9 protein-coding genes, 1 tRNA gene and 1 pseudogene are annotated in these 11,753 nt (G+C 62.3%); 3 read left to right on the forward strand and 8 right to left on the reverse strand.

What is annotated here, in order from left to right; all coding sequences use genetic code 11:
- Positions 1 to 40: 40 nt before the first annotated feature.
- The 4 genes from ASD01_RS13310 to rpmH form a co-directional block, all read right to left on the reverse strand.
- A complete protein-coding gene (locus ASD01_RS13310) occupies positions 41 to 973 on the reverse strand; it encodes a DMT family transporter (RefSeq protein WP_034797305.1) in 933 nt (310 codons plus the stop codon).
- A gap of 158 nt (positions 974 to 1,131) precedes the next feature.
- Complete coding sequence (yidC, locus tag ASD01_RS13315) at positions 1,132 to 2,919, reverse strand: membrane protein insertase YidC (RefSeq protein WP_034797302.1); 1,788 nt, start codon at positions 2,917 to 2,919, stop codon at positions 1,132 to 1,134.
- Complete coding sequence (gene rnpA, locus ASD01_RS13320; protein ID WP_034797300.1) at positions 2,919 to 3,317, reverse strand: ribonuclease P protein component; 399 nt, start codon at positions 3,315 to 3,317, stop codon at positions 2,919 to 2,921. Before rnpA ends, yidC begins: the two co-directional genes overlap by 1 nt.
- A gap of 20 nt (positions 3,318 to 3,337) precedes the next feature.
- Positions 3,338 to 3,472 carry a 50S ribosomal protein L34 gene (rpmH, locus tag ASD01_RS34700; RefSeq protein WP_060519824.1) on the reverse strand — a complete coding sequence of 45 codons (135 nt, stop codon included), beginning with the start codon at positions 3,470 to 3,472 and terminating at the stop codon, positions 3,338 to 3,340.
- A 397-nt stretch (positions 3,473 to 3,869) separates the two neighbouring features.
- On the opposite strand from rpmH, the gene ASD01_RS13325 reads away from it, so the two are divergent.
- The 3 genes from ASD01_RS13325 to ASD01_RS13335 all read left to right on the forward strand — a co-directional run bounded on the left by ASD01_RS13325 (position 3,870) and on the right by ASD01_RS13335 (position 8,197).
- Positions 3,870 to 5,873: a methyl-accepting chemotaxis protein gene (locus tag ASD01_RS13325; RefSeq protein ID WP_034797297.1), complete on the forward strand. Its 2,004-nt coding sequence runs from the start codon at positions 3,870 to 3,872 to the stop codon at positions 5,871 to 5,873.
- 444 nt (positions 5,874 to 6,317) lie between these two features.
- Complete coding sequence (locus ASD01_RS13330) at positions 6,318 to 7,799, forward strand: sensor histidine kinase (RefSeq protein ID WP_034797295.1); 1,482 nt, start codon at positions 6,318 to 6,320, stop codon at positions 7,797 to 7,799.
- Between the two features lie 321 nt (positions 7,800 to 8,120).
- Positions 8,121 to 8,197: transfer RNA gene (locus tag ASD01_RS13335), tRNA-Arg, on the forward strand.
- 287 nt (positions 8,198 to 8,484) lie between these two features.
- On the opposite strand, the gene ASD01_RS13340 is transcribed toward ASD01_RS13335, so the two are convergent.
- The 4 genes and pseudogenes from ASD01_RS13340 to ASD01_RS13355 all read right to left on the reverse strand — a co-directional run bounded on the left by ASD01_RS13340 (position 8,485) and on the right by ASD01_RS13355 (position 11,579).
- Entirely contained in the window at positions 8,485 to 8,862 is a 378-nt protein-coding gene (locus ASD01_RS13340) for a MerR family transcriptional regulator (protein WP_034797291.1), read from the reverse strand.
- Between the two features lie 492 nt (positions 8,863 to 9,354).
- On the reverse strand, positions 9,355 to 9,786 hold the full coding sequence (locus tag ASD01_RS13345) for a DUF1810 domain-containing protein (RefSeq protein ID WP_034797283.1): 432 nt from the start codon (positions 9,784 to 9,786) through the stop codon (positions 9,355 to 9,357).
- 39 nt (positions 9,787 to 9,825) lie between these two features.
- A pseudogene (locus tag ASD01_RS13350) lies at positions 9,826 to 10,811 on the reverse strand (aldo/keto reductase).
- A gap of 183 nt (positions 10,812 to 10,994) precedes the next feature.
- Entirely contained in the window at positions 10,995 to 11,579 is a 585-nt protein-coding gene (locus tag ASD01_RS13355; protein ID WP_034797276.1) for an IMPACT family protein, read from the reverse strand.
- Between the last annotated feature and the right edge of the window lie 174 nt (positions 11,580 to 11,753).

An 11,753-nucleotide genomic window follows, 5' to 3' on the forward strand; every position in this document is an offset into this window, starting at 1 on the left:
ATCGAGAAAGTCCTTGGCTTCAAGGTTTTGGCCGTGGATGTCAAGGCGTCGGCGTGCGGACCGGCCGTGTGGGGATGGTTTGCGTCCGCCGGAATTCGTTGAGCAGGTAGGCCAGCAGCGCCAGGAGAACGAAGGTGCCGCCGACGATCGTCCGGCTGCTCGGCACCTCGCCATGGATGATCGCGACCCAGAGCGGCCCCAGCACCGTTTCCGCCGTCCCGAGCAGCGCGGCCAGCGCCGAGGGCACCAGCCGGGCACCGGTCACGAAGAGCGCCATGCCAAGCCCTAGGTTGAAGGCGCCGAAGACGAAGAGCAGCGCGAGCTCGCCTCCAGTCACCGCCAGGCCCGAGGACTGACTGGCGGCAATGCCGCTTGCGGCAAAGCAGCCGAAGCAGGTCGCCGGCGTCATGCGCACATGCGGGTATCGGCGGGTAATGACGGTTGCCAGCGCGAAGACGACGGGGATCAGCAGCGCCAGCGCATCGCCGACCGGTGACATTGTTCCCGTCAGGCTTTCCGAGACCATGATCCCGACGCCGAAGATGACCGCGGTGATCGCGCCCCAGGTGAAGCGCGAGACCCGCTCGCGAAACAGCACCCAGCTCATCAGCGCCGCAAACAGCGGCACCCCGGCGCCGAGCAGAACGACATTGGCGATCGTCGTGTAGGAGATCGCAATGATGAAGGAGGTCGAGGCGATGGTGAAACAGAGCCCGACGGCGATGCCCGGCCAGCCCATGCCCTTGAACAGGGCCACCGTGCCGCGCGGTCCGTCACGCACCAGCATGAAGGCGAGCAGGAACAGGCCGGCAAACAGGCAGCGCCAGAAGACGATCGTCCAGCTGTCGGAAATGTGCAGGAACCGCGCAATCGCGCCGCCAAAGCTCCAGAAGAAGGCCGAGCCGAAGACGAGCAGGGCGCCAAGCTTCTCGTTGGCGGCGAACGGGGCGGAGGTGGCCGACGGGTCGGTCATGATAAATTGTCCTGGAGCAGGGGCGCGCTGATTTCAATAACGCCAGATGCCCGGACCGCACGTCCGCGTCAACGCCATCCGCGTGTCGCGCCGCGGCGTGGAAACAAAAAAGCCCCGGACCGAAGTCCGGGGCTCTGCGATTGTGGTACCGGCAGGCGTCATTCCGCCGGTTTGGGCTTCTTCGAGAACAGGCCCTTCAGATTATCGAAGAGCTCGATCTTCACGCCCTGGCGCTTCATGATGATCGACTGCTGCAGCACCGAAAGCGTGTTGTTCCAGGCCCAGTAGATCACGAGACCGGCCGGGAAGGAGGCCAGCATGAAGGTGAAGACCACGGGCATCCAGGTGAACAGCATCGCCTGGGTCGGATCCGGCGGCGTCGGGTTCATGCGCATCTGCACGAACATGGTAACGCCCATGATCAGCGGCCAGACGCCGAGGTGCAGGAAGGCCGGACCGTCGAACGGCAAGAGGCCGAAGAGGTTGACGATCGTCGTCGGATCCGGCGCCGACAGATCGTGGATCCAGCCGAAGAACGGCGCGTGGCGCATCTCGATGGTGATGTAGATCACCTTGTAGAGCGCGAAGAACACCGGGATCTGGATGAGGATCGGCCAGCAGCCTGCCAGCGGGTTGATCTTCTCTTCCTTGTAGAGCTGCATCATCGCCTGCTGCAGCCCCATGCGGTCGTCGCCGAACTTCTTCTTCAGTTCCTCCATCTTCGGCTGAACCTTCTTCATGTTCGCCATCGATGCGTACTGCTTGTTGGCAAGCGGGAAGAACAGACCCTTGACGACGATCGTGGTGATCAGGATCGCGATGCCGAAGTTGCCGAACAGACGGAAGAAGAAATCCATCATTTTGAACATCGGCTTGGTGATGAAGTAGAACCAGCCCCAGTCGATCAGCTTGTCGAAGTTGGGGATCGAGTAGGCCACTTCATAGTTGTCGACGACAGGAACTTCCTTGGCGCCGGCAAACACGAGGTTCTTGATTTCCGAGGACTGACCGGGCGCGACCGTGATGGCGTCGCTCTTGTAGTCGCTCTGGTAGCGCGCGCGACCGTCGGTGAAGTGCGTGAAGCGCGTGTCGTAGGGGGTTGCCTGCGGCGGAACGATCGCCGCTGCCCAGTACTTGTCAGTAATGCCGAGCCAGCCGCCGGTTGCCTTGCCCGGCTCGACCGACTTTTCGTCCTCGATCTTGCCGTACTTCAGTTCCTGCAGGCCATGCTCGCCGAGCACGCCGATGAAGCCTTCATGAAGTACGTAGACGCTCGGCGTCGTCGGCTTGTTGAAGCGGGTCACGCGGCCGTAGGAGGAAAGGCTGAGCGGCTCGGCTGCACCGTTCTTGATGCTGTCGACCACCTGGAACATGTAATGTTCGTCAACCGAGATGGTGCGGTTGAAGGTGATGCCCTTCTCGTTGGTGAAGGTCAGCGTCACCGGGGTCGCCGCGGTCAGCTTGTCGCCGCCCGAAAGCGTCCAGACGGTCTGCGGGCCGGGCACGGTGCCGGTTGCGTCGCTGCCGACATAGCCAATTTCGGCGAAGTAGCCGTCGACCGTTTCGGCCGGGCTGAAGAGGGTGATGACCGGGCTCTTCGGATCGACCGTCTCGCGGTATTCCTTGAGTTTCAGGTCGTCGAAGCGGGCACCGGTCAGGTTGATGGAGCCGGAAAGCGCCGGCGTGTCGATCGCAACGCGGGCCGATTTGGCAATCGCCTGGTCGCGGTTTTCACCGGCGCCCGGGATCGCGCCGCCGCCCGGCAGAGCCTGGCCCGGCGTCGCTTGAGTCGGCGTTGCCGACTGCGATTGCGCCTGCTGGGCCTGCAGCGCTTCCGCAGCGATGCGTTCCTTTTCCATCTTCGGATTGACGTAAAGGAACTGCCAGGCAATGAGGATCAGCACGGACAGGCCAATCGCCACGAAATAGTTGCGGTTTTTTTCCATCATAGTTTCCTGGAACCGGCCGGCGGCCGCTTCTGTTTCGGCTTGTTTTCGATGCGCTCGTGAAGGCCCCGGGTCAAGGCGTCGAAGGGAGCATTCAGGAGTTCGCGTCGGGCGACAATCACATAGTCGTGTCCGGGTTTCATTGCAAACCCGGCGGAAAGCCGCACCGCCTCTTTCAGGCGTCGGCGCATCCGGTTTCGCTCGACGGCATTGCCGTGTTTCTTGGTGACGGTGAAGCCGACGCGGGCTTCGCCTTCCGGATCGTTGCGGTCGAGCACTTCGAGGAGAAACAAGGGGCCTCTGCGGCCTTCTCCGGCCCGAACGGCCAAAAACTGCGGACGGCTTTTCAGCCGCCCGACAGTCGTTTTGTCTTTATCTGACGTCATGTGCCCGGACACTGGTTTCGGGCAACTTCGGCTTAAGCCGAAAGACGCTTGCGGCCACGGGCCCGGCGGGCCGAGAGGACCTTCTGGCCACCCTTGGTAGCCATACGCGAACGGAAGCCGTGGCGACGCTTGCGGACAAGCTTGGACGGTTGGTAGGTACGCTTCATTTATTTAATACCGCGGTGTGCGGCCCTTCTTGGGTTTGCGTGTAGCAAGGAGCGTTTACGTTATCGGACATGGCTCCGCCATTTCGGGCAGGAGGGCTTGACCGGACGTGCGCGGCTTATAAGGGGAATTTTCCCGGAAAGTCAATTGCGGGCGGCGATTCAGTGGCGACAGCACCGCAAAAACCGCCGGCGCACCCGCCAAAGGCGATCCGTCGGGCCGCGAAAAGGAAGGCCAACTAGCCGAGATTGGTAAATGGAGCCCTAACTGGATCTCCCCAGAATGCCGGTCGAGGGCGACGAGCTTTATTAACCACGCCTATTTTAGGGTCCCTCCGGTGCATATGGGGCGGCGGCATGTCCGATAATCGGAAGCTCTCGTCACTCCGTGGAGGTCGGGATGAAAATACGCGGTAAGATCAATCTAATTGTCGGCATCATGAGCGTGCTGGCGGTTGCGGTGACCGGCATGTCGCTGGTTGCTGTCAGTAAATACAACGAAAAGTTCCACCAGTACGAGAACGTGGCGAAGCGCGCCTTCTACGCGGAACGCCTCAATCGTCTGGTGACCGCGGTCGTCATGGAATCGCGTGGCATCTATGCCGCCCCGACCATCGAGAAGGCCAAGCCCTTTGCCGAGGGCATTCGCAAGAATCTCGACAAGATCGACACGCTGCTCGCCGATTGGCGCCCGCTGATCCCCGCCGACACCAAAGCGTCCTTCGACACGCTGGTCGCCCGCGCCGCGGAATTCAGGACCTTCCGCGTCGAGACGGCGCGGCTTGGCGAAGAAGTTTCACCGCAGGCTGGCAACGAGCAGGGCAATACCGACGCCAATCGCGCCAACCGCAAGGCGTTCCAGGAGCAGATCGACGGCGTCGTCGACATCAACCTGAAGACGCTTGAAGTCGTGACGGCTGACGTTGCCACCTTCGAGCGCAGCGTGATCATCACGATTCTTGCTATCGCCGGCCTTGGCCTCATCGCCGGCATTGGAGCGGCCTTCTACATCGCCACGAACCATTTGAGCCGTCCGATCCTCGAGTTGACCGGCAAGATGAAGCAACTGGCTGGCGGCGATCTCACCGCGGACGTGCCCTTCGTGGGCCGCAAGGACGAGATTGGCGAAATGGCAGAAGCCGTTCAGGTCTTCAAGCAGAACGGCCTGGCCGTACGCGACCTCAACGCGCAGGAAGCGGTACTGCGTGAAAAGAGCGCCGACCTGCAGTCGAGCATCGGCGTCGTTGTTGCGGCCGCTGCCGCCGGTGATTTCACCAAGCGCATCGGCAAGGACTACGAGAACGACGACCTCAACCGCTTTGCTGGCAGCGTCAACGAGCTGGTCGGCAGCGTCGATGCCGGCATCGCCGAAACCCGCCGGGTGATTGCGAGCCTTGCGGCCGGCGACCTGACCCAGAGCATGAACGGCCATTATCAGGGTGCCTTCGCCGAGCTGCAGAAGAACGTCAACGAAACCCTTTCCACGCTGCAAAAGACGCTGCGCGAGGTCCGTGTGACCACCGACTCGATCAACGGCAATTCGTCCGAGCTGCGTTCGGCCGCCGACGATCTGTCGAAGCGGACGGAGCAGCAGGCCGCAGCCCTTGAGGAAACGTCTGCAGCGCTCGACCAGATCACGGTTGCGGTCAAGAGCTCCACCGAGCGGGCGCAGGAAGCGACCGTCATGGTCAACGAAGCCAAGCACAGTGCCGCGCAGTCGGCGGCCGTCGTGCGCAACGCCGTCGACGCCATGGGCCGCATCGAGCAGGCCTCGAGCGAAATCGGTCAGATCACCAACGTGATCGACGAAATCGCCTTCCAGACCAACCTGCTGGCGCTGAACGCCGGCGTCGAGGCAGCCCGTGCCGGCGATGCGGGCAAGGGCTTCGCGGTCGTCGCGCAGGAAGTGCGTGAGCTCGCCCAGCGTGCCGCAAGTGCCGCCAAGGACATCAAGTCGCTGATCTCGAAGTCGGGCAGCGAAGTGGCAACCGGCGTCCGCCTGGTACAGGAGACCGGTTCGGCACTTGGCGAGATCGAGGAACGGGTCCTGAAAATCAACGACCACATCCACTCGATCGCGACGGCCGCGCGCGAACAGTCGACGGGCCTCAGCGAAGTCAGCACTGCCGTCAACCAGATGGACCAGGTGACCCAGCAGAACGCCGCCATGGTGGAAGAGGCGAATGCCGCAACCCACAAGCTCTCCGGCGAAGCCAACAATCTCGCGAGCCTGATCGCCTACTTCAAGGTCGACAATGTTGCCGCCCGGCCGATCGCCGTGGCTCGGGAGACGGCCCAGCCGGTCGCATCGCCCGCCCGGCGCATGATGGGCAACGTCGCCCGCGCGTTTGGCGGCGGCGGCTCCGCTGCGGCGGTTGCCAAGGACGATTGGGAAGAGTTCTGATCGGCGAATTGCCTCGCCAAGTGATTGGAGCCCGCGGTGCCATAAGGTGCCGCGGGCTTTCTGTTTCGTGAGCCTTCCAGGCTTGCCCTCGATCAGGCCGCACGGCTGTCCTTGTCGTCGGCAAGGACCGCCACTCGAACTGTTCCCTGGGTGACTTACACCGATGCCAATTCTGTGCAGGTAGGTCGAGCCGAGGCGGCGGCGCGCCGAAATTTGCTTCGGCGATGCAAGGGGAGAAAAATGGGCGGGACGCGATCCTTTGTCATGATCGACGGCACGAGACGAAGAGACAGCCGCGCCTATGCCGCACCCTCTAAGGTCCGTCTGCGATTGGAAAAACGGTGGCCATCTCCTATTATGCGCCCCAGGCGCGATGCCCCATGGCCCGGATGTTCATACGGGGTCCCAGGCGTTTTGGTTGACGGGCAGGAAAGTTTGTAAGGCATGGCGGAAGAAACACGTCCGGCGATGGCAGGCGAGGCATTGAGAACCAGTGCCGGGTTTTTCCGCGGCCTATCCGGCAAGCTGCTGCTCTTGACCATTGTCTTCGTCATGCTGGCGGAAGTGCTGATCTTCGCGCCGTCGGTTGCCACCATGCGCATTCGCTGGCTCGAGGATCGGCTGAATACGGCAGCCGCTGCTGCCGTCGTCGTCGATGGTCTGCAGAATGTCGAACTGCCGCGCAGCGTCCAGAAGGACACGCTGATGGCGACCGGCACGAAGGCGATCGTCATCCGGCGCAAAGACGCCTCGCGCATGATCGCGCTCACCGACATGCCGCTTGAGATCCAGGGCGAGTACGACGTCGCCAATTCCACAGCCGTCGCAGCCATCCGCGATGCTTTCGATACGCTGCTCTTCGGCGGCGACCGCGTGATCCGCGTCTATGGGCCGCTCGGCGAAAGCGATGCGACGATCGAGCTCCTGATGAAGGATGCGAGCCTGCGCAAGGCCATGCTCGTCTACTCGCGCAACGTCTTTGTCCTGTCGCTGATCATTTCGCTGATCACCGCGGCGCTGATCTTCCTGGCCATCAACCGCATGCTGATTGCGCCGATCCGGCGCATGACGGCCAACATGCAGGAGTTTTCCAACGATCCGGCCGATCCGGCCCGCGTGCTCGTGCCGCCGCAGGGGCACGACGAACTCGCCGTCGCCGGGCAGCATCTCGCCAGCATGCAGCGCGAGCTGCAAAAGACGCTGAAGCAGCAGAAGAGCCTGGCCGAACTCGGGCTCGCCGTGTCGAAGATCAACCACGACATGCGCAACATCCTGTCCTCGGCGCAGTTGATTTCCGACCGCCTGGCCGACGTGGACGACCCGGTGGTCAAGCGCTTCGCGCCGACCCTGCTGCGCACCATCGACCGCGCCGTCGGCTACACCCGCGAGGTCCTGTCCTACGGTCGCACGACCGAGGCCGAGCCGCATCGACGCTTCGTTGCGCTGAAACCGCTGGTCTCCGATGTCGCCGAATTGCTGGCGATCGATCCGCAATCCGGCATCGATTTCCAGATCCAGATGCAGGACGACCTCGAGGTCGACGCCGACAGCGAGCAGCTCTTCCGGGTGGTGCACAACATCTGCCGCAACGCCGTGCAGGCGCTGACCAATCACGAGCCGGAGGATGGCCGCCCACGCACCGTTGCCGTTTCCGCCATGCGCATCGGCAGCGTCGTCACCATTTCCGTGGATGATACCGGGCCCGGCATGCCGCCCAAGGCGCGGGAAAACCTGTTCGCCGCTTTCCGCGGCTCGGCGCGCTCCGGAGGCACGGGGCTTGGGCTGGCGATCGCGCGCGAACTGGTGTTGGCCCATGGCGGCACGATCGCGCTCGTCGAAAAGCCGACGCCGGGCACGCTGTTTCGCATCGAGCTGCCCGACCGGCCGGTGCCGCTCGACGCCTTCCGTTCGAAGTTCCGCCATTAGCGCCGCACATTCACCCTCTTGAGTGTCGAGCCGGAGCCGTTGGTGATTCCATATTTGGGCGGGGTCTGACCGACCACCGCGCGCGGCTCGTCTGGCGCATGGGCGGCGGAGGTGGCACCCTTCAATTATTTTTCGCAGCCAGGTCCTGCGGCGGCACCCCTTACTTTCCAGCGGGTTCAGCGCCGGCGCGGTTGCCTCGGTCCACAGCAAAGCGGGCGTGCCGTCGTAAAAATGAAATTTTTTACAGAACGGCGCTTGCAATCCCCGAAAGGACCCTTTAGAGAACCGCTCACGCAAGCGGTTCGACCGCTTCAGGCAAAAGCACCCGTAGCTCAGCTGGATAGAGCACCAGACTACGAATCTGGGGGTCAGGAGTTCGAATCTCTTCGGGTGCGCCATTCTTTTCAAAGACATAGATGATGTCTAGATCCGGTTCTTCCGGATCGCCACTTGGGTCGCGCGTCGCGACCTTGCGTTTCGCGACGCGCCTCTCACATCCTTCAAGTGTCGTCATGAGATCGAGCCCTGCGATCGCGGATCGCCAAGGAGAGCGCTCAAGAAGCTGACGCTGCCGACAACGGAAGCGGAGTCGGCGCGGGCCGAGCCAGTAGGGCAAGTGAACCTATTAGCGTAACCTGACGTCAAGTGTAGATTAAGCATATGCCAAATCCAATTGGTGCCGCGCTTACTTTTGCCGCGCCTCGGAGATCAGCCCGTGCATGCGGGCGATGTTGTTTTCGAGGTCCCGTTTGAATGCAGAGAGTTCGTCGAGTTGGGCGTTCGTCTTGTCGAGTTGGGCTTGCAGGATTTCCAGCACGCGCTCCTTGCCCCGGATGCCGCTTGCATCCTCGAAATAGAGGTCGATGACAGCGGCGATCTCGTCGAGGCTGAGACCGAGACGTTTCAGCGCCGCGATCTTCTCCAGTCGTTTCGCGGCGGTCTCGTCATAGTATCGGTAGCCGGCCCCTTCGCGCTCGGCCGGCTTCACCAGGCCCAGCCGCTCGTAGTAATGGATCGTGCGGTGGCTGACGCCGGCCCGTTCCGACAGTTCCCCAATTTGCATGAGCGACGACAATCCGGCACCTATCTAAAGCTGACGTTGGGTGTAGATTTAGAAGGCAATCTACCATTCGTCAATGGCTGTCGTGCCGCTTGTTTCGCGCGCGTCAGCGGGAGCTCCGGCAACGCTGACCCTCGAAAGGATTAGGAGACAATAATATATGTTAGTATATAATGATTTACACTGCTCGCGCGCGGTGTCGCGGCGGCAATGAGCCGGGCTGCAACGATCAAGAATCCGATCACGAAAGCGCGGGCGGGTTCACGATCTTTTGACGCCGAAGTGTGAAAATCGGTCCCTCGGCTTCCTATATGAAGGAGGAAGGGGCCGCTGAAGAAAGGAGGTGCCGATGTATCGCTATATGATGAAAGAACTGCTGGTGATTGTTGCTGGCCTTTCGGTTTGTGCCTTCATGATCCTGTTCTTCCTGATCCATTCGACGCCCAACCTCTGACGGTCGCCGAAACGCGCATCTTGAGCGCTTGAACGCCGGCATCAATGCCGTTGCGCCAGGATTTCCATAGTGCGCCGATCCTTCTCTCCCGCGAAATAGCGCGCAAGCGCCGCTCCGAACGGCCCCCCGTCTTTCTCGACCTCGGCAAACAGGGTCATCGATGACCGGAACTTCATGTCATCGGGGCTGGAGAAAATGTCGTGGGCCGATCTGCCCGTAACCGCATTGGTCCGCTCGGTGCATTCGCGCAGCCTGGGGCCGAGCACCGGATGGGCGAGATAGGCCGACGCTTCGCCGAGCCCGGATATCGCATAGCGCTCTGCCATTGCCGAATGGCCAAGGCCAGCAAGCTGCGGAAAGACGAACCACATCCAGTGCGTTCGCTTTTGGCCGTGCGCGAGTTCATCGAGGACCGCGGCATAGACGCGGTCCTGTGCGGTGACGAACCGCTGCAGATCGAAGGGATCGCTCATGTCGCTGCCCCCTTGGTCGCCCCGTCGGTGAGGCGTCAGTTACCAGCGATCATGAACATGAACCTTCACCAGCCGCGCGTAAACCGCGGCAATCGCCGCCTTGGTCTCGTCGTCGATGGCGGCAAGCGCGCTGGCAGCGGCGTTGGATTGCGCCTGAGCCTCATTGCGGGCGCCCGGGATCACCACGGAGACCGCCTGCTGCTCGAGGATCCAGCGGAGCGCAAACTGCGCCATCGGCACGCCCTCGGGCACCAGCGGGCGAAGCTGCTCGACGGCTTCCAGCGCCGCCTCGAACGGCACACCGGCAAAAGTCTCGCCGACATCGAAGGCTTCGCCATGGCGGTTGAAGTTGCGGTGGTCGTCGGCTGCGAATGCGGTATCCTTGCTGATCTTGCCGGAAAGCAGCCCCGAGGCGAGCGGCACGCGCACGATGACGCCAACATTCTTTTTCTGCGCTTCCGCGAAGAACAGCTCGTGCGGACGCTGGCGGAAGATGTTGTAGATGATCTGCACGGTCGCAACGCCGGGATATCCGATCGCCTTCAGCGCTTCCTCTACTTTTTCGACTGAGACGCCATAGTGGCGGATCTTGCCCTTGCAACGAGCCGGTCGAGCGCGCCGAACAGTTCCGGCCTATAGTAGACCTCGGTCGGCGGGCAATGTAGCTGCACCAGATCGAGCGTCTCGACGCCGAGATTTGAAAGGCTGCGGTCAATGAAGGCCTCGATGTTTTCGCCAGTATAGCCTTCGGTAACATGCGGGCTCAGCCGGCGGCCGGCTTTGGTTGCGACGAAGGGCTTGTCGCCCCCGCGCTCCTTCAACACCGCTGCAATGATCTTTTCGGAGCGGCCGTCGCCATAGACATCGGCGGTGTCAACGAAGGTGACGCCAGCATCGAGCGCGGCATTGAGCGCGCGCTTGCCGTCTGCCTCGCTGACATCGCCCCAGGAGCCGCCAATTTGCCAGGCGCCGAAGCCGATTTCGGATATGGTTGCGCCGGTCTTGCCAAGAACTCTCGTCTTCATCGTGCTGTCTCCTGTTTGTGCGTCGCGGATCATACGCTGGCTGGGGCGCTTCTAATATGACTGTTCGGATCGAGTAAATTAGCGCGGGACGTGGCGCAGGATACCGCGCACATTTTTCGGCAGTGACCCGTTCGTTACGGTCGGTGCTGCGTCATGGGGTTTCTCGGACCTAAGAGGCAGAGGCTAGTCGTCCAGCGAAACCACGGCCTTGCCGCGGCTGAGGTCAACGACCATGGCGAGGATCGCCTCCGCCTCGTCCTTGCGAACCTCCACCGTCAGCACGGGCCCCTTGTCGGTGAAGCTCTCATTGATGATCGCCACATCGCGCGCGAGAAGCCGCGCCTTGATCAGCGCCATGTCGGAAAAGTCGAGGGCGACGGTGGCGCGCACGGTCTCGATCATCTCGATCTTTTCCGCCGCCCTGAGGCACAGCGCCGCCGTGCCGCCATAGGCGCGCACCAGGCCGCCGCTGCCGAGCAGGATGCCGCCGAACCAGCGGGGGACCACGACCGCGACGCGGTCGAGCTCCTGGCCGTCTATGGCCGCGAGGATCGGTTTCCCGGCCGTGCCGCTCGGCTCGCCGTCGTCGCTGAAGCGATAGGCCTGGCCGATGCGCCAAGCCCAGCAATTGTGGTTGGCGGTGGGGTCGGAGTGGGAGGCGAGGAAGTCTTTTGCCGCCTGCTCATCGGCAATGGGCGCGGCAAAGGCCAGAAACCGGCTCTTCTTGACGTCCTGGTTTGCCGTTTCGATGCGCTTGAGGGTGAACATGGCTGCTTCCGTTTCTCAGACGCTGATAACGGATTGTTGGGGGCGGCGCCACGGTGGATGCAGCTTGTGCTCTGGTAGATGCGGTCACGATGGAGACCGCACACACTTCGCCGTTGTCCCGGAACGAGTGCAGGGGCGAGGACGCCCTATTGGTGAAATGTCAGTCAGTTTAGC

It is taken from the genome of Ensifer sp. Root423 (assembly GCF_001426275.1).
In the GTDB taxonomy this organism is placed as follows: domain Bacteria; phylum Pseudomonadota; class Alphaproteobacteria; order Rhizobiales; family Rhizobiaceae; genus Ensifer; species Ensifer adhaerens.